This is a genomic window from Micromonospora taraxaci, assembly GCF_007830095.1.
Taxonomy (GTDB): Bacteria; Actinomycetota; Actinomycetes; order Mycobacteriales; family Micromonosporaceae; genus Micromonospora; species Micromonospora taraxaci.
In genome coordinates, this window is record NZ_VIWZ01000002.1 from 711,890 (window position 1) to 730,238 (window position 18,349).

General features: G+C 71.1%; 16 protein-coding genes. 15 read left to right on the forward strand and 1 reads right to left on the reverse strand.

What is annotated here, in order from left to right; all coding sequences use genetic code 11:
- The first annotated feature begins 317 nt into the window (after positions 1-317).
- The 8 genes from nfi (at position 318) to ahcY (ending at position 9,171) form a co-directional block, all read left to right on the forward strand.
- On the forward strand, positions 318-1,001 hold the full coding sequence (nfi, locus tag FHU34_RS32475) for a deoxyribonuclease V (protein WP_145786510.1): 684 nt from the start codon (positions 318-320) through the stop codon (positions 999-1,001).
- 198 nt (positions 1,002-1,199) lie between these two features.
- Entirely contained in the window at positions 1,200-2,252 is a 1,053-nt protein-coding gene (locus FHU34_RS32480; RefSeq protein WP_145786411.1) for a hypothetical protein, read from the forward strand.
- Between the two features lie 70 nt (positions 2,253-2,322).
- Entirely contained in the window at positions 2,323-3,708 is a 1,386-nt protein-coding gene (locus FHU34_RS32485; protein WP_145786412.1) for a phosphomannomutase/phosphoglucomutase, read from the forward strand.
- Between the two features lie 61 nt (positions 3,709-3,769).
- Positions 3,770-3,958 carry a Trm112 family protein gene (locus FHU34_RS32490; protein WP_145786413.1) on the forward strand — a complete coding sequence of 63 codons (189 nt, stop codon included), beginning with the start codon at positions 3,770-3,772 and terminating at the stop codon, positions 3,956-3,958.
- The gene (locus FHU34_RS32495) at positions 3,955-5,151 is read left to right on the forward strand and encodes an SIS domain-containing protein (protein WP_145786414.1); all 1,197 of its coding nucleotides are present in this window, start codon (positions 3,955-3,957) and stop codon (positions 5,149-5,151) included. The genes FHU34_RS32490 and FHU34_RS32495 overlap by 4 nt, the downstream gene beginning before the upstream one ends.
- A gap of 67 nt (positions 5,152-5,218) precedes the next feature.
- The gene (locus tag FHU34_RS32500; RefSeq protein ID WP_145786415.1) at positions 5,219-6,226 is read left to right on the forward strand and encodes a cation diffusion facilitator family transporter; all 1,008 of its coding nucleotides are present in this window, start codon (positions 5,219-5,221) and stop codon (positions 6,224-6,226) included.
- A 3-nt stretch (positions 6,227-6,229) separates the two neighbouring features.
- On the forward strand, positions 6,230-7,393 hold the full coding sequence (gene manA / locus FHU34_RS32505; RefSeq protein ID WP_145786416.1) for a mannose-6-phosphate isomerase, class I: 1,164 nt from the start codon (positions 6,230-6,232) through the stop codon (positions 7,391-7,393).
- Positions 7,394-7,671: 278 nt separating this feature from the next.
- Positions 7,672-9,171 (forward strand): adenosylhomocysteinase, encoded by a 1,500-nt coding sequence (ahcY, locus tag FHU34_RS32510; RefSeq protein WP_145786417.1) that lies wholly within the window; start codon positions 7,672-7,674, stop codon positions 9,169-9,171.
- A gap of 64 nt (positions 9,172-9,235) precedes the next feature.
- On the opposite strand, the gene FHU34_RS33185 is transcribed toward ahcY, so the two are convergent.
- Positions 9,236-9,394: a hypothetical protein gene (locus FHU34_RS33185; RefSeq protein WP_167524990.1), complete on the reverse strand. Its 159-nt coding sequence runs from the start codon at positions 9,392-9,394 to the stop codon at positions 9,236-9,238.
- A 168-nt stretch (positions 9,395-9,562) separates the two neighbouring features.
- Between FHU34_RS33185 and efeU the strand changes: the two genes are divergently transcribed.
- The 7 genes from efeU to FHU34_RS32545 all read left to right on the forward strand — a co-directional run bounded on the left by efeU (position 9,563) and on the right by FHU34_RS32545 (position 18,113).
- Positions 9,563-10,468, forward strand: a complete 906-nt coding sequence (efeU, locus tag FHU34_RS32515) for an iron uptake transporter permease EfeU (protein ID WP_145786418.1) — start codon at positions 9,563-9,565, stop codon at positions 10,466-10,468.
- 23 nt (positions 10,469-10,491) lie between these two features.
- On the forward strand, positions 10,492-11,625 hold the full coding sequence (gene efeO / locus FHU34_RS32520) for an iron uptake system protein EfeO (protein WP_145786419.1): 1,134 nt from the start codon (positions 10,492-10,494) through the stop codon (positions 11,623-11,625).
- Between the two features lie 19 nt (positions 11,626-11,644).
- Positions 11,645-12,922, forward strand: coding sequence for an iron uptake transporter deferrochelatase/peroxidase subunit (gene efeB / locus FHU34_RS32525; protein WP_145786420.1), 1,278 nt, complete (start codon positions 11,645-11,647; stop codon positions 12,920-12,922).
- A 130-nt stretch (positions 12,923-13,052) separates the two neighbouring features.
- Complete coding sequence (gene mtrA / locus FHU34_RS32530) at positions 13,053-13,742, forward strand: MtrAB system response regulator MtrA (RefSeq protein WP_088986230.1); 690 nt, start codon at positions 13,053-13,055, stop codon at positions 13,740-13,742.
- Positions 13,743-13,754: 12 nt separating this feature from the next.
- Positions 13,755-15,587: an MtrAB system histidine kinase MtrB gene (mtrB, locus tag FHU34_RS32535; protein ID WP_244312073.1), complete on the forward strand. Its 1,833-nt coding sequence runs from the start codon at positions 13,755-13,757 to the stop codon at positions 15,585-15,587.
- Entirely contained in the window at positions 15,584-17,401 is a 1,818-nt protein-coding gene (locus tag FHU34_RS32540; RefSeq protein ID WP_145786421.1) for an LpqB family beta-propeller domain-containing protein, read from the forward strand. Before mtrB ends, FHU34_RS32540 begins: the two co-directional genes overlap by 4 nt.
- A 4-nt stretch (positions 17,402-17,405) precedes the next feature.
- A complete protein-coding gene (locus tag FHU34_RS32545) occupies positions 17,406-18,113 on the forward strand; it encodes a ComF family protein (protein WP_145786422.1) in 708 nt (235 codons plus the stop codon).
- Positions 18,114-18,349: the final 236 nt, after the last annotated feature.

Here is an 18,349-nt window from a genome sequence, read left to right on the forward strand (position 1 = left end):
GGCATCCCCGTGTTCGGTGCGAAGGGTGGGGTGGCTTTCGGCGTCGCCCTGGGCGTTGCCATCGCGGTCGGCCTCGGCCTGGTGAGAGGTCGAAAGTCCGTCGAGTCTGCCCCGGCAGGTCTCCCGGCCCAGGGCGACGAGCGTGACCACTCGGGCCGGCGTGCGACGGACGGCAGTGCCACCAGCGTCGACGCGGACGGACCGCACCGACCGTGATCGACTCCGGTTTCAGGAAGACGGGGCATCCAGCGCTGTGGGATAGCCCCGTTTCCGTGAAGTCGAGTGGATCACGCTCGGGGGCGGACGCAGGGCCGGACATCGGCACACAGCCGGTGGGGCCGGGCAGTGTGGCGGAGGCGGTGGCCGTACAGGAGGAGTTGCGGCCGCTGGTCGACCTGGTCGGGCCGGGGCCCAGCGCGCCTGCGACGGTGGCCGGCCTGGATGTCGCGTACTCCCAGGGCGGTGACCTTCTGGCGGCGGCCGTGACGGTGCTGGACGCCCGGACGTTGGAGGTTGTTGATTCCGCGGTCAGCGTGGGACGGCCCGCGTTCGACTATGTGCCGGGGTTGTTCGCCTTCCGTGAGTTGCCCGCGCTGCTCGCCGCACTGGACCGCCTGACCGTTGTGCCCGACCTGTTGGTCTGCGACGGGCACGGGCTCGCTCATCCGCGTCGGTTCGGTCTCGCCTGTCACCTCGGGGTGGTCACCGGATTGCCCGCGATCGGGGTGGGGAAGACACCACTGGTCGGGACGTGGGATCCGCCGGCTGACCAGCGGGGTGCCTGGTCGCCGCTCCGCGACGGCGGTGACGTCGTCGGCCGGGTGCTGCGTACCCAGGACGGCGTGAAGCCGGTCTTCGTCAGCGTCGGGCATCGGATGAGCCTGGAGAACGCGACAGCGCAGGTGGTCGCGTTGTCCCCGCGCTACCGGCTGCCGGAGACCACCCGCACCGCCGACCGCCTCAGCCGCGACGCCCTCGCCCAGGCCCAACAAGCCGACTAATCGAGGCTCGACCGACCGTGCCGGGCGCCCGCTCGGCCTGCGGTGAACCGGTGCGATGCTCATCCTCTCCGCAGGTCGACGGGCTGGGCCGTAAACCGTAACGCCGCACACATCCGGGCCGCTCTATGACCGGTGGGTTGGATGGGCCGGTAGTAGCCTGTCCCGCGGACCCCACCCGGGGAGAACGGCGAGGTGATCATGACGGTGCGTCGACGTACGACGCGGCTCGCGGCGGTCTGCGCTCTGGTGGGCGGCCTGGTGCTGCTCGGCGCGTCGCCGGCGTCTGCCGACAGCGACGTGGTCCGGGTCGGTGCGGCCAGCAGCTTCGCCGCCGGTGGTTCTCCGCAGGGGGTGAACGTCGCGGTACGCAAGCGCACCGACGGGTGCGTCATCCTGCGTACCGCGCTGGGTCTGCGCCTCGAAGGTCTCCAGCCGGAACAGGTGACTGTCGAGGTCGCCGCGGACGGGCGCTGGCTTCCGGTGGGCGTGTCGGGCAGCACTGGCACGGTGCAGACCGCGCAGACGTCGCCTGCGAAGCCAAGGCTGTGCAAGGGCAAGGGGATCACGGTGCGGTACCGGGTGGCGATCGCCGCGGGTGTCCCCGGGGGTCGGCTCGTCGTGACCGGCGTGGGTCTCAGCGCCGAGGGTCAGACGTTGGGTAACCACAGCGATACGGCCCGGGTGACCGGTGCGCGGGTGACCCCGTCGCCGACGCCGTCGAAGACGCCGTCTCCCACCCCGACTCCCACCGAGGTCGCGACAGTCGACGAGGCGGTGAACCCAGCAGCTCTGGTGTCCAGCGCGCCGGACACCAAGCCGGCTGCCGCGGAGTCGTCCGGCGGAGGGTCGCCGGTGATGTTCTTCGGCATCGTGATGGTGGCTGTCGGCCTGCTGCTCGTCGTGCTGCTGTTGCGGCGGTCGCGGCAGGACCGCAAGCCGTCCGACGAGTCGCCGGGCGCGTTGCCGGGCGCGTTGCCGGGCAACCCCGGCGGCACGACCTACCGCGCCGGTGGTAGGCCCCCGGCCGCGCCCGGTCACCCAGGTCAGGTGTACGGCCAGCAGCCTCCAGCCCCGAGCTGGGGTGCGGCGCCGTCGCCGCGACCCGCCGCCGGCGGGGTCTACGGTGCACCGTCGGGCGGTGCCGGTGCTGTGCCAGAGGCGACGCAGCCGATGCCTGGCTCACCGCAGACCGGGAAGCCGCCCACCGACGAGGGTGGCCACACAGTCTTCATTCCTCGGCTCCCCGGCTGAGGCAGGCACGAACCGGTGCCTCCGTTAGGCTCAGGATCGGTGTCTAACTTGCGGCCTAGGAGTGGAACACGTGTCTGATCTGTCCCAGATCGTGAAGGCGTACGACGTTCGAGGGACGGTGCCGGACCAGTGGGACGAACGAGCCGCCGAGGCGCTCGGGGCGGCGTTCACCCAGCTGCTCAACTCCACTGACGAGCCGGGCGACGCGGTCGTCGTCGGGTACGACATGCGGGCCACCTCGCCCGGGCTGGCCGCCGCGTTCGCCGCCGGCGTACGGGCAGAGGGGCGCTCGGTGATCGAGATCGGGCTCGCCTCCACGGACCTGCTCTACTTCGCCTCCGGCTCGCTCGACCTGCCCGGCGCGATGTTCACGGCCAGCCACAACCCCGCGCAGTACAACGGCATCAAGATGTGCCGTTCCGGTGCCCGTCCGATCGGCCAGGAGAGCGGTCTGGCGGAGATCCGGGAGCGGGCCCAGGCCCTTCTGGACTCCGGCGAAGCCCGTCCGGCCGGTGAGCCGACCCGGCCGGCCGAGCGGCGAGACCTGCTCCCCGACTACGCCGGCTACCTGCGCAAGCTGGTGGACCTCTCGGGCATCCGGCCGTTGAAGGTGGTCGTCGACGCCGGTAACGGGATGGGTGGCTTCACCGTCCCGACCGTGCTGGGTGACGCCGCCCTGTCGCCGCTGCCGCTGGAGATCGTGCCGCTCTACTTCGAGTTGGACGGCAGCTTCCCCAACCACGAGGCCAACCCGTTGGACCCGGCGAACCTGGTGGACCTCCAGCGCGCGGTTGTCGAGCACGGCGCCGACATCGGGTTGGCCTTCGACGGCGACGCCGACCGGTGCTTCGTGGTGGACGAGCGGGGCGAGCCGGTCTCACCGTCGGCGATCACCGCGTTGGTCGCCGCGCGTGAGCTGGCCAAGCACCCGGGTTCCACGGTGATCCACGGCCTGATTACCTCCAGCGCGGTCGCGGAGATCATCCGTGAGCACGGTGGGCAGCCGGTGGTCGCCCGGGTCGGGCATTCCTTCATCAAGGCGGAGATGGCCCGCACGAACGCCGTCTTCGGCGGCGAGCACTCCGCGCACTACTACTTCCGCGACTTCTGGTTCGCCGACACCGGCATGCTCGCGGCGATGCACACCCTGGCGGCGTTGGGCGAGCAGTCGCTGCCGCTGTCCGTGTTGGCTGGCGAGTACGAGCGCTACATCGCCTCCGGCGAGATCAACTCGACGGTGACCGACCAGGCTGCGGCGGTGGCCGAGGTGCGGGCCGCGTACCCCGACGCGGTGGCCGACGAGATGGACGGGCTCACCCTGCGCTTCCCCGACGGCGCCTGGTTCAACCTGCGTGCGTCCAACACCGAGCCGCTGCTGCGGCTCAACGTCGAGGCGCCCTCCCGTGATCGGATGGTCTCGCTCCGGGACGACGTGCTCGACCGCGTTCGCCGATAAGATCGCCTGCGCCGGTCGGCACCGCCGTCGGTGAAGCCGCACACGTGGAAGGAGCCGTGCCATGGCCCTGGATCCGCAGTTGCTCGAGATTCTTGCCTGTCCGGACACGCACCACGCCCCGCTCACCTACGATGCCGAGGCGCAGACGTTGACCTGCACGGAGTGCGGCCGGATCTTCGAGGTCCGTGACGACGTGCCGGTGCTGCTGCTCGACGAGGCGCGCGGCGGCAGTGGGGGGCAGCCCTCATGATCGACGGTACGGCCGGGGTCAGCGGACGTCGCGACGCCGACGAGGCCCTGCTCGACAACCCGGACGCGCTGGCCGAGCACGACCCGGGTGGCATGCTCCGGCACACGGCGTCGGCCGGTGCGCAGGTCCGGGAGAGCGCCGCCCTGGCCGCCGAGGCGAACCTGTCGGTCCTCGCCGACGACGGGCGGCCCCGAGCCGTGGTCATCGCCGGCATCGGCACGGCGGGGCGTACCGGGGATGTGCTGGCCACTGTCGCCGGGCCCCGCTGCCCGGTCCCGATCATCGGGCACCGCAGCGCGGGCGTGCCTGGCTGGGTGGGCGCGGCCGACGTGGTGATCGCGGTGAGCGCGTCGGGCCGCAGCCCGGAGGCGCTCGGCGCGGCGGAGGCCGCGCACCGACGCGGTGCCCGACTGGTCGCCGTGGGCGCTCCCGACTCGCAGTTGCAGTCGATCGCCGAGCAGGCCCGGGCGCCGTTCATTCCGGTACCCCGGCGTGCGCCAGCGCGAGCCAGCCTCTGGGCGCTCACCGTGCCGGTCCTGCTCGCCGCCCGTTCCCTCGGGCTCGTGAAGGTCAACGAGGCGGACCTGGCGGAGACCGCGGCCCGGCTCGACGCGGACGCCGACCGCTGTCGGTCCGCCGCGGAGTCGTTCGTCAACCCGGCCAAGTCGCTGGCCCTGGGGCTGGCCGGTTCGATCCCGATCGTCTGGGGTTCGTCCCCGCTGGCGACGGTGGCCGCCCGCCGGTTTGGCGACACCCTGTCCGCCAACGCCCGCTACCCGGTGGTCACCGGAGCGCTGGGTGAGGCCGGTCGGGGCCGGGTCGGCCTGCTCGACGGCGTCTTCGGCGGCCTGGCCGAGGGGGAGCGCGACATCTTCGCCGACCCGACCGACGACGACGGCGAGGGCACCCGGCTGCGGTTGGTGCTGCTGCGTGACGGCGGGCTCAACGCCGAGGACGACACCGACGAACCCTTCGCCGTCGAGGAGCGCCGCGCGGACGCGGTGCAGACCCTCGCCGAGCGTCGCGGTGTGCGGTGCGACGTGGTGACCGCCGAGGGTGGCTCCGCGCTGGAGCGGTTGGCCTCGCTGATCGCGGTCCCGGATTTCGCCTCGATCTACCTTGCTCTGGCACACGGGTTGGACCCGATGGCCGTTCCGGCCATCACCGAGATGAAGGAGCTGTCGAACCAGTGAGCGGACGTAGGGGGCGGCGCGTCATGCGCGGACCGGTCGGCTTCGTGCGGCGAAGCGGAGCGGTGGCGTGAGCGCCAACGGTGGGACGAAGGCGATTGTCGCCGCCCTCCTGGCCAACGTCGGCATCGCCGTCACCAAGTTCATTGCGTTCCTGCTCTCCGGCTCGTCGTCGATGTTGGCCGAGGCGGTCCACTCGGTCGCCGACTCCGGCAACCAGGGCCTGCTGCTGCTCGGCGGTAAGCGGGCGAAGCGGGCGGCCACCCCGGAGCACCCGTTCGGGTACGGCCGGGAGCGCTACATCTACGCGTTCATCGTGTCCATCGTGCTGTTCAGCATCGGTGGCCTGTTCGCCCTGTACGAGGCGTATCACAAGTGGCAGGACCCGCACGGCATCAAGTCCTGGCACTGGCTGCCCGTCGTGGTGCTGGTGGTGGCGATCGTCCTGGAGTCGTTCTCCTTCCGGACCGCCATCAAGGAGTCCAACCACACCCGGGGCAACCAGTCCTGGGTGCGCTTCATCCGCCGGGCCAAGGCGCCGGAGCTGCCGGTGGTGCTGCTGGAGGACTTCGGCGCGCTGGTCGGTCTGGTGTTCGCGCTCTTCGGTGTCACGATGACGCTGATCACCGGAAACGGTGAGTGGGACGCCGCGGGCACCGCGATGATCGGCATCCTGCTGGTCGTGATCGCCGTCGTGCTGGCCATCGAGACGAAGAGCCTGCTGCTCGGTGAGGGCGCCGAGGCGTCCGAGCTGGCCGCCATCGAGCGAGCCGTCACCGACGGCCCCGAGGTGGAGCAGATCATCCACATGAAGACGCTCTACCTGGGGCCGGAAGAGCTGATGGTGGCTGCCAAGATCGCCGTGCCGGAGTGGGAGAGCGCCCACGACCTGGCGCGCGGCATCAACGCCGTCGAGGCGCGGATCCGCGCGGCGGTGCCGATCGCCCGGGTGATCTACCTGGAGCCGGACGTCTACAGCGTCGCTGCGGCCAAGGCCGGCACCGGCGCTGCCGCCGACACCGCTGTGCCGCAGGCCGGCGGTGCGTCCGGTGAGGCGACAGGGCGGGCCGGGGGCTGACACGTGGAGCCGCTGTACGGACCGATCCGCGACTACGCCTGGGGTTCCCGTTCCGCCATCGCGCTTCTTCAGGGGCGGCCGGTACCCAGCGAGGGGCCGGAGGCCGAGCTGTGGTTGGGCGCCCACCCGGGCGCCCCGGCCAGCGTGGCCCGTGCCGGCCTGCGGGTGAGCCTCTGTGACCTGGTGCGGGACGAGCCGGGGCAGTGGCTCGGCCAGCGGGTGTCCGAGCGGTTCGGCAGCCGGTTGCCGTTCCTGCTCAAGGTCCTCGCGGCCGACGCGCCGTTGAGTCTGCAGGCACACCCGGACGCCGAACAGGCCCGGGCCGGCTTTGCGGCGGAGGAGGGGCGCCCCGAGGGGGAACGCAACTACTCCGACCCGCACCACAAGCCGGAGTTGCTGGTCGCGCTCACCCCGTTCGAGGCGCTGTGCGGTTTCCGGGATCCGACGGAGTCGGCCGAGGCGCTCGCCGCGTTCGGCGTACCGGAGTTGTCGCCGGTGGTCGCCGCGTTGCGTACCGGGCCGGCGGGGCTGCGGACGGCGGTGCGGACGCTGCTCGGCTGGCCGGTCGCCGAGCGCGCCGCGTTGTTGGGTTCCGTGCTGGCCTCACCGGCCGACGGACCGGACGCGGAGCTGGTGCACCGGTTGGCCAAGGCGTACCCGGCGGACCCGGGCGCGCTGGTGGCGCTGCTGTTGCACCACGTACGTCTGGTGCCGGGGGAGGGGATCTGGATGCCGGCCGGCAACCTGCACGCCTACCTGAGCGGCTGTGGTGTGGAGATCATGGCGGCCAGCGACAACGTGTTGCGCGGTGGTCTGACCCCGAAGCGGGTGGACGTCGACGAGTTGCTGCGGGTGCTGCGCTTCGAGGTGCTCGACGATCCGGTACGCGCCGCGCAGCCGGTGGGCCCGGGTGTGGCCTGGTGGCCCGTGCCGGTGGACGACTTCGCGCTGCACCACGTACGCGTCGACGCGGCGGTGCCCACCGTCACGTTGCCGCTGCCCGGCCCTCGTGTGGTGCTCTGTGGTGGCGGTTCGATCACGGTGGACGATGGCGCCGGGGCGGTCACGCTCGTGTCCGGCCAGGCAGCGATCGGCACGGCGGCCGGCGAGCCGCTGCGGATCAGCGGCGTCGGGGATGCGTACGTGGCGACGTCGGGGCTGAGCTGACGACGCAAGGCCACGACACAAGTCCGACTTTCCCGGAATAGCTTGACGCGCCCCTGGCTGAGTGTGACTCTATGAGTACGCAGCGTTATCGCGACGACGGTCCGAGAACGTGCGGGGGAACCAAACCGGGGGGATGCACGGGGCGGGCGGGACGTGGGCGGCTTGATCCGTCCACCACCGACCGCCCCGTGCGCTGTCCGCGGCCGGTCCCCCGGATGCCCGCCGCCAACGCGCGTAAGGTGGAGGGTCGGCGCAGACATCGTTCGACAGGAGCTTTCATGACCAGCACCCTCCCGGCGGCCGCCAGCGGTACGCCGTCCGAGGCCCGGCCGAGCACGCTCGCCGACGGCGACTTCAAGGTGGCGGATCTGTCGCTCGCGGAGTTCGGGCGTAAGGAAATCCAGCTCGCCGAGCACGAGATGCCCGGCCTGATGGCGATTCGCCGCGAGTTCGCCGAGGCGCAGCCGCTCGCCGGCGCGCGGATCACCGGCTCGCTGCACATGACCATCCAGACCGCCGTCCTGATCGAGACGCTCGTCGCGCTCGGTGCTCAGGTGCGCTGGGCGTCGTGCAACATCTTCTCCACCCAGGACCACGCCGCCGCGGCGATCGTCGTCGGCCCGGACGGCACGCCCGAGGCTCCGGCCGGCGTCCCGGTGTACGCGTGGAAGGGCGAGACCCTCCCGGAGTACTGGTGGTGCACCGAGCAGGTGCTCGCCTGGCCGGACGGGCAGGGCCCGAACATGATCCTCGACGACGGCGGTGACGCCACCCTGCTGGTGCACAAGGGCGCCGAGTTCGAGAAGGCCGGGGCGGTCCCGCCGGTCGAGTCGGCCGACTCCGAGGAGTACGCCGTCATTCTCGAGCTGCTGCACCGCTCGCTCGCCGAGGACGGCCAGCGTTGGACCCGGATCTCCACCGGCATCAAGGGCGTGACCGAGGAGACCACCACCGGTGTGCACCGGCTCTACGAGATGCACCGGGCGGGCACCCTGCTCTTCCCGGCCATCAACGTCAACGACTCGGTGACCAAGAGCAAGTTCGACAACAAGTACGGCTGCCGGCACTCGCTGATCGACGGCATCAACCGGGCCACCGACGTGCTGATCGGCGGCAAGATGGCCGTGGTGATGGGCTACGGCGACGTGGGCAAGGGCTGTGCCGAGTCGCTGCGCGGTCAGGGCGCCCGGGTCGTGGTGACCGAGGTCGACCCGATCTGCGCGTTGCAGGCCGCGATGGACGGTTACCAGGTCGCCACTCTGGACGACGTTGTCGAGCAGGCGGACATCTTCATCACCGCCACCGGCTGCTTCGACGTCATCACCAACGAGCACATGGCCCGGATGAAGCACCAGGCCATCGTCGGCAACATCGGCCACTTCGACAACGAGATCGACATGGCCGGTCTGGCCAAGCGTTCCGACGTGGAGCGGATCAACATCAAGCCGCAGGTCGACCTGTGGCGCTTCGCCGACGGTCACGCCATCATCGTGCTCTCCGAGGGTCGCCTGCTGAACCTGGGCAACGCCACCGGCCACCCGAGCTTCGTGATGTCGAACTCGTTCGCCAACCAGACGATCGCCCAGATCGAGCTGTTCACCAAGACCGAGGACTACCCGATCGGCGTTTACGTGCTGCCCAAGCACCTGGACGAGAAGGTGGCCCGGCTGCACCTGGGCGCGCTCGGCGCCAAGCTGAGCACGCTGACCAAGGAGCAGGCCGCCTACCTGGGCGTCTCCACGGAGGGTCCGTTCAAGCCGGATCACTACCGCTACTGATCGACGGTTCTTCGACCGGGTCGGCTGTTCGCAGCCGGCCCGGTTCGTCGTATCCGCCGCCGGCTCAGCCGGAGCGGGGGTCGCGCCGGGTGGGGCGGAACCACGTCCAGACGCACCAGACCAGCCACCCGACCGACACGATGGTGGCGAGCGCCCGCATGCGCAGCGCGCTGAGCAGCAGCACCACGGCCAGCACCGTCAGCCACGGCAGGAATCCCTTCACGACGGGATCCTCCCACAGCCCGCTGGGGGCGATCTGGCTCCCGGAGGTCGAAGAGCCTGGTCACGGGGCGAGTGAGCTTGTCGCGAACGACTTGACGCGAGCCGTGAGCGGGAGGAAGGTATGCCTGCCCTAAGTTAGTTGAGGCGTGCCTAATCACTCGGAGCCCGGATGTTCGCCACCTACCTGATCGGCCTGCGGGAAGGCCTGGAGGCCACCCTGGTGGTCAGCATCCTCGTCGCCTTCCTGGTGAAGTCGCAGCGCCGGGACCGGTTGCCCCAGGTCTGGGCGGGCGTCGGCCTGGCCGTGGCGCTCTCGGTGCTCTTCGGCTGGCTGATCGAGTACACGTCGACCTCGCTGCTGGCCCGTTCCGAGGACCGCGAGCTGTTCGAGGCGATCACCTCCGTCGCCGCCGTGGTCTTCGTCACCTGGATGATCTTCTGGATGCGCCGGGCCGCCCGGACCATCGCGGGCGAGCTGCGAGGCAAGCTCACCGACGCGCTGGCCGTCGGGTCCCTGGCGGTCGCCGGCATGGCGTTCCTCGCGGTGGTCCGCGAAGGGCTGGAGACGGCGTTGATCTTCTACTCGGCCGCCCAGGGAGCCGCCGGCGACAGTGGCCCGCTGCTCGCGTTGATCGGCGGCGTCGTCACCGCCGTGGTCCTCGGCGTGCTGCTCTACGCCAGCGCCGTACGCATCAACCTCGGCACGTTCTTCACCTGGACCGGCGCCCTGCTGATCCTGGTCGCCGCCGGCATCCTCAAGTACGGCGTCCACGACTTCCAGGAGGCCGGTGTCCTGCCCGGCCTGAACGACCTGGCCTTCGACATCACCAGCGTGCTCGACCCGACCACCTGGTACGCCCACCTGCTCGCCGGCATGTTCAACGTGACTCCCGCCCCCACGGTGCTGGAGACGATCGCCTGGGTCGCGTACGCCGTACCGGTCCTCCTGCTCTTCCTGCGACCGGCCCGGCGTAAGCCGGCACCCGCCGCGACCACCACCACCGTCACCGAGCGCGGGGCCGGGTCCGGCACCGAGGCTGAGGCCGAGGCGGCGTCCACGTCGCCGCGGGCCTGACCCCACGAGGAGAGACAGCTCAGATGCGTACCACCCAGTTCTTCGCGCTGGCCGCCGCCGGTGTGCTGGCGACGGCCGGTCTGGCCGCGTGTTCCGACTCCGACAAGGGCGACCCGGCCGCGGCCGGTAGTGCGATCGTGGTCAAGGCCAGCGACACCGCCTGCGAGGTCGGCACGACCGACCTGGGCGCCGGCACCGCCACCTTCAAGATCACCAATTCGGGCGCCAAGGTGACCGAGTTCTACGTGTACGCCGACGGCGACCGGGTGATGGGCGAGGTGGAGAACATCGCCCCCGGGCTCAGCCGTGAGCTGCACGTCGAGCTGCCGGCCGGGACGTACCAGACGGCCTGCAAGCCGGGGATGAGCGGCAAGGGCATCCGGGGGGCGCTCAAGGTCAGCGGGTCCGCCCAGCCGCTCACCGCCGACGCCGCGTTGGGTGACGCCACCGCCAACTACCAGCGCTACGTCAAGAGCCAGACCACCGCGCTTCTCGCCAAGACCGAGGAGTTCGTCGGCGCGGTCAAGGCCGGTGACGTCGCGAAGTCCAAGGCGCTCTACCCGGTCGCCCGCACCTACTGGGAGCGGATCGAGCCGGTGGCCGAGATCTTCGGCGACCTCGACCCCAAGATCGATGGCCGCGAGGAGGTCATCGAGGAGGGGATGGAGTTCACCGGCTTCCACCGGATCGAGAAGGACCTCTGGGAGTCCGGCGACATCAGCAAGGACGGCCCGATCGCCGACCGGCTGCTGGTCGACGTGAAGGAGATCGTGGCCAAGGCCAACGCCGAGAAGCTCTCGCCGCTCCAGCTCGCCAACGGTGCCAAGGAACTGCTCGACGAGGTGGCCAGCGGCAAGATCACCGGCGAGGAGGACCGCTACTCGCACACCGACCTGTGGGACTTCGCCGCCAACCTCGAAGGCTCCAAGGCCGCCGTCTCCGCCCTCCGTCCCGCGTTGCAACAGCGCTCGCCGGAGCTGGTCACGCAGCTCGACACCGAGTTCGCCAACGTGGAGGCGCTGCTCGGCAAGCACCGCGACGGCGACGGGTGGAAGCTGCACACCGCGTTGAGCAAGCCCGAGCTCAAGGAGCTCTCCGACGGGATCAACGCCCTCGCCGAGCCGATCAGCAAGGTCGCCGCGGCCGTCGCGAAGTGACCGGACCTCAGGGGGACAGATGAGCGGGAGCGGGTTGACCCGGCGGCGGGCGATCACGCTCGCCGGCGCCGGGGTGGCCGGGGTCGCCGGTGCGGCGGTCGGCGTGGGGGCGATGGTGAACGGCTCCCACGGCCCGGCCGCGGCGAGCGACCACCCGGCCGGGGCGGTGCCGTTCCACGGCGAGCACCAGGCCGGCATCGTCACCCCGGCACAGGACCGGCTGCACTTCGTCGCCTTCGACGTGATCACCAAGGACCGGGCCCGGCTGGTCGAGCTGCTCGAAGAGTGGACGGCCGCCGCCGCCCGGATGACAGCGGGCCAGGACGCCGGGGTTCTCGGCGCGGTCGGAGGGATGCCGGAGGCCCCACCGGACGACACCGGTGAGGCGCTCGGTCTGCCTCCCTCGCAGCTCACCCTGACCATCGGCTTCGGGCCGACGCTGTTCCGCGACGCCGACGGTCGGGACCGCTTCGGCATCGCCGACCGGCGGCCCGCAGCCCTCGCCGAGCTGCCGAAGTTCCCGGGCGACGCGTTGCAGCCACAGCTCTCCGGGGGCGACCTCTGCGTGCAGGCCTGCGCCAACGATCCGCAGGTGGCCGTGCACGCGATCCGTAACCTGGCCCGGCTCGGCATGGGAGTGGTCAGCGTCCGCTGGTCGCAGCTCGGCTTCGGCCGTACCTCGTCGACCTCCCGGGAGCAGGCCACCGCGCGCAACCTGTTCGGCTTCAAGGACGGAACGGCCAACCTCAAGGCCGAGGACACCGACCTGCTACGCGACCAGTTGTGGGTGCAGCCGGGCGACGGGCCGGACTGGATGGCCGGAGGCTCGTACCTGGTCACCCGCAAGATCCGGATGCTGGTGGAGACCTGGGACCGTACCTCGCTGGCCGAGCAGGAGGAGATCGTCGGGCGGAGCAAGGGCAGCGGTGCTCCGCTCGGCCAGACCGACGAGTTCGACGAACCGGACTTCGCGGCGCGCGGCGCGGACGGCAAGCCGGTGATCGCCGAGCACGCCCACGTCACGTTGGCCCATCCGAGCCGGAACGGCGGCGCCCAGTTGCTCCGGCGCGGCTACAACTTCGTCGACGGCTCCGACGGTCTCGGACGGCTCGACGCGGGTCTCTTCTTCATCGCCTACCAGCGCGATCCGCGTCGCCAGTTCGTGCCGATCCAGACCCAGTTGGCGCGGCACGACGTGATGAACGAATATCTGCGGCACGTCTCCAGCGGGGTGTTCGCCTGCCCTCCCGGGGTACGTGACGGCGGGGACCACTGGGGGCGGGCACTCTTCGGGTGACCGCCGTCCGGTTGGCGACAGCGGAAACGGCCGGGGCTGCGGTGGCGCCGGGCGGCGTCAAAGGGGGATCATGTGACAGCCAGGCAGACGCCGGTCCCACCGAACTGAATGAGGATGCAATATTAATCCCATGAGAGCCCGCGTACTGGTGGTCGACGACGACCCCGCGCTCGCCGAGATGCTCGGCATCGTGCTGCGTAGTGAGGGTTTCCTGCCCTCGTTCGTGGCGGACGGCGAGCGGGCGTTGGCCGCATTTCGTGACAGTCGTCCCGATATCGTGCTGCTTGACCTGATGCTGCCCGGAATGAGCGGTATTGACGTGGCCCGGTCGATCCGGGGTGAATCCGGCGTGCCGATCGTCATGCTCACCGCCAAGAGCGACACCGTGGACGTCGTGCTCGGCCTGGAGTCCGGTGCCGACGACTACGTGGTCAAGCCGTTCAAGCCCAAGGAGCTGGTCGCCCGGATGCGGGCCCGCCTGCGCCGAGGCGAGGACGTGGCCCCGGAGATGTTGACCATCGGGCCGCCCGACAACCAGATCTCCATCGACGTGCCGGCGCACACCGTCAGTCGCAACGACGAGGAGGTGAAGCTCACGCCGCTGGAGTTCGACCTGCTGGTCGCGCTCGCCCGCAAGCCCCGGCAGGTCTTCACCCGTGAGGTGCTGCTGGAGCAGGTCTGGGGTTACCGGCACGCTGCCGACACCCGGCTGGTCAACGTTCACGTGCAACGGCTGCGGGCCAAGATCGAACCGGACCCGGAGCGGCCGGAAATCATCCTCACCGTGCGGGGCGTGGGCTACAAGGCGGGGACCGGATAGCCTGGTCGCACTGTGTCGACCTCGCCGCCCACACCCTCCCCGAGCACGGCTGCCCGCCGGCCCAGCGCCGGCGGGGAGGTCTGGCGTGCGGTGAGCGGCCGGGTCGCCCGGTTGGTGGCCCGGGTGCACCAGACCTGGCGCCGCTCGCTACAGGTCCGGGTCGTCACCATCACGCTCGTCGCGTCCAGCCTGCTGGTCGGCGGTTTCGCGTTCCTGATCGCTGACAAGATCACCACCATCCTGCTCGACAACGCCCGCAGCGACGTCCGGCAACGGGTGACCAGCGGCGCCAGCTACGCCACCAAGCAGGTCTCGCTCTACGGCCAGCCGCAGGAGGCGCAGCTCCAGGAGACCATCGACGACACTGTCAACTACCTCGCCGGTGGCGACCCGCAGCAGACCAGCGGGGTGGTGGTGGCGATCACGGCGAACGGCTACCCCGACCAGATCCAGACGCGCACCGCGCCCGCCGCGAACGTCCGACCGTTGATCAGCCCGGAGCTGCGGGCCGCGATCGCCGACGGCAAGGTGGCCAGCCAGATCCGCACCGGGCGGCTCACCGGTGAGACGACCAAATATCTGGTGTACGGCTCACCGGTGCCCACCCGCTTCGGCCAGATCGAGATCTACTACCTGGTGCCGTTGACCCGGCAGGACGTCACCGCCGCCGACGCCCGGGCCACGGTGGTGGCCACCGGGGTCGCCCTGGTGATCCTTCTCGGGTTGCTCGCGGCGCTGGTCACCCGCTTGGTGGTCAACCCGGTCCGGGTCGCCGCGCGGACCGCCCAGCGGCTCTCCGCCGGCCTGCTCGACCAGCGGATGGTGGTCAACGGCGAGGACGACCTCGCCCTGCTGGCCGCCTCGTTCAACCAGATGGCCACCAACCTGCAACGGCAGATCCTGCGCCTGGAGGAGATGTCCCGGTTGCAGCGCCGCTTCACCTCCGACGTGTCGCACGAGCTGCGTACGCCGCTGACCACGGTCCGGATGGCCGCTGACCTGATCTTCGCCGAGCGCGACGAGTTCGACCCGGCGGTGGCCCGCAGCGCCGAGCTGCTCCAGGCCGAGTTGGACCGGTTCGAGGAGTTGCTCACCGACCTGTTGGAGATCAGTCGGTTCGACGCGGGCTTCGCCATGTTGGATTCCGAGCCGACCGACCTGGTGCCGGTGGTGCACCGGGTGGTCGACCGGCTGGCTGGTCTGGCCGAGCGGGTGGGTGTCCCGATCGAGCTCGACCTGCCGAGCGCACCGGTGATCGCCGAGGTCGACCCGCGCCGGGTCGAGCGGGTCCTGCGCAACCTGGTCGGCAACGCGGTCGAGCACGGCGAGGCCCGTCCGGTGCTGATCACCCTCGGGGTCGACGAGACCGCCGTGGCGATCACCGTCCGCGACCGTGGGGTGGGGCTCAAGGTGGGCGAGGAGAAGTTGGTGTTCAACCGGTTCTGGCGGGCGGACCCGTCCCGGGCCCGGCAGACCGGTGGCACCGGTCTGGGCCTGTCGATCAGCCTGGAGGACGCCCGGCTGCACGGTGGCTGGCTGGAGGCGTGGGGTGCTCCCGGGCAGGGCGCGCAGTTCCGGCTCACCCTGCCGGCCCGCGCCGGTGACCGGCTGACCACCTCGCCGCTGCGACTGGTGCCGGCCGACGCCGCGCTGCCCTTCGGCGGCCCCCGCGACGGTGGCCCGCTGGCCATCGGCCCCGGCACCGGTGGTGCCCTGGCGATCGGCCCCGGCAGCGGCGAAACGTCGGCGGGCGTCCCGGGTGGGGAGTCGGCTGGCGGCCCGGGTGGGGAGCCGGCCGGCGGTCCGGCTCAGACTGACGAGCAGCGGGCGGAGGTGCGCTCGTGAAACGACAGTCTCTGCTCGGAGCACTCGGTGTGGTGGTGCTGCTGGGTGCCGGCTGTGGCATCCCGGCCGGCTCCGACGTGCGGGTGGACGGCAAGGGCGGTGCCGCGACCGGGGCCGGCGTCGTCGACCTGCGCAGCGGCGAGCCGCCGAAGCGGACGTCCAGCGGCAGCGACAACGAGATGTTCGTGCGCAACTTCCTGTCCGCCGCCGCGGGTGAGCCGGACCGGGCCTACGAGCGGGTCAAGGCGTTCGTCGCCCCGGAGTCCAAGTCCCGCCTGCAGGACAAGAAGGGCAGCGAGGTCGCGCTGAACGTGGTCCGGCTGCGCGAGGCGGTTTACACGCTGAACAGCGACTCCACCACCACCGTGAAGATCACCGTGCAGCAGATCGGTGTGCTGCGGGCCAACGGCGTCCTGGCCCCACCCGTCGCCACCGAGACGGAGTACGAGTTCCGGCTTCGGAGCGCGGCGCTCGACGGCGGCGCCAACGACGAGCGTGCCGGCCTCTACGTCGTCGACCCGCCGAACGTGCTGCTGCTCAGCGACGTCGCTCTCAAGCAGTACTACCAGGACGAGACGATCTACTTCTGGAGTTCCGACCGCAGCCGCCTGGTGCCGGACCAGCGCTACCGGCCGCTGGCCGTGCCCAGCGAACGCCGGGTCAACGAGGTGGTGAAGTGGCTGGTCGGTGGCCCTTCCGACTGGTTGCGCCCGGGTGTCGTCGGGCTGCCCGACCGCACCGAGCTGATCAACAACGCCACCGGCGCGGACAGCCGGTGGGAGGTCAACCTCGACATGTCCGGTGACGACCGGAACGGGATCGACCAGCTGATCACCCAACTCGCCTGGTCGCTCGGTGACCTGACCGGCGAGCTGGAGTTGAAGATCCGCAACAACTCGCAGCCCGTGCAGGACCTGGATGAACGACGAATCGCCCAGCAGCTCTACCCGAACGCCGACAGCCCGCAGCGGTTCGGCGTGTACGAGGGCGCCATCCACCCGCTCGACTTCCAGGGCGAACTCAGCGGGACGGTGCCGCTGGCACCCGAGGCCAACCGCAACATCGTCTCCGCCGACCTGGCCGTGGCCAAGGACCGGCGGATCCTCGCCGCGATGATCACCACCGGCAGCAGCAACGGCCGGTACCGTCTGTCGGTCGGTACGGGTGCCGCGCCGGTCACCGTCGTCAGCCGCAGCGACACGGAGCACACCTCGATGAGCCGCCCGGTCTGGCTGCGTACCGCCGACACCCGGGCCGGTCGCGGCCTGGTGGTGGCCGACGGGCAGCTCTACCGGTTCGACGAGGCGGCCCGCATGTACCAGGTGCCCCTCAACCTGCCCTCCGGCAACGTCACGGCGGTGGCCGCCGCGCTGGACGGCCAGCGCGTCGCGCTGATCGCGGGCGGGCGGCTCTACGTCGCCGCGGTCAACCTCGACGGCGGCGGGGTCTCGATCGGGCCGCCCCGGCAACTGGCCACCTCGCTGACCGGTCTCACGGCGGTCGACTGGGGCCGGGAGGACCGGCTGGTGGTGGCTGGGTCGGCGGGCCAGCAGGCGATCTACGAGATCAGCGTCGACGGCGCCCTGGAGACACCGCTGCGGACCGACGTGGGGGCCAAGGTCAACCACCTGACGGCGTACCCGACCAACCGGACCGTGCGGGCACCCAGCGGGGCCTACATGTACGAGGCGAACGGGGTGGCCTACCGCAGCAGCCCGTTCGAGCGGATCGAGCCCGAGCGGGTGCGGGACATCGCCCCGGTGCCGGCCGGTGTCCGCCCGAGCAACCCGTCGGCGCCGTTCTTCCTCTACTGACACGGTGAGCGGGCTCTGGGCGGACCTCGCCGACCTGGTTCTGCCCACCACCTGCGCGGGCTGTCGGGAGCGGCGGCCCGGCCTGCGGCACGGGGTCTGCCCGGCCTGCGTCACCGCGCTGGAGGCGCTGCGTCCGCTGTCGGTCCGACCCACACCCGCCCCGCCCGGCCTGCCGCCCTGTGTCGCGCTCGGCTCGTACGCCGGCCCGCTGCGCGAGGCGCTGCTGGCGTACAAGGAACACGGCCGGCACGGGCTGGCCCGTCCCCTCGGCGCGCTGCTCGCGGAGGTCGTCGCGGCGGCGGTCGGCGAGGCCAGGCCGCTGGCGCTGGTCCCGGTCCCGGACACGGCGGCAGCGGCCCGATCCCGGTACGGGGACCACCTGGACCGGCTTGCCCGGCACTGCGCTGCCCGTCTCACCCGTAGCGGCTGGGCGGTGCGGGTGCACCGTCCGCTGCGCGCGCTGCCCCGACCCGACTCGGTCACCCTGGACAGCACCGGGCGGGCGGCGGCGGCCGAAGCGGCGTTCCGGCCGCGCTCCACCGCGTCGGGCCGGGGCCGAGCTGTGAGCGGGGCGCCGGTCGTGGTGCTGCTCGACGACATCGTCACCACCGGCGTCACCCTGGCCGCCGCAGCCCGGGTGCTGACCGCCACCGGGTGGGCACCCAGTGTGGCCGCGGTGCTCGCGGCGACCGAGAAAAGACACCACTCGTAACCGATCGTGTTTCCGTTTCACCCATTGGTGTACGAGCTGCGAAAAATCCTGGGCTCTCTCGGCAACATGGGGTGACTGTCGAGCAAACAGGAGTTAGCGTTTCGCTGTCGGGGGTAGGAGGTCTTTCCACCCGCCCCTGGCGGTGAGAGGAGGCGTAGCCGTACCAACCGGTCGACGCCAGCGGGTCTCCCCACGGCGCGCGACCGGGCTAACCGGATCGAAGACCGTCCGAACAA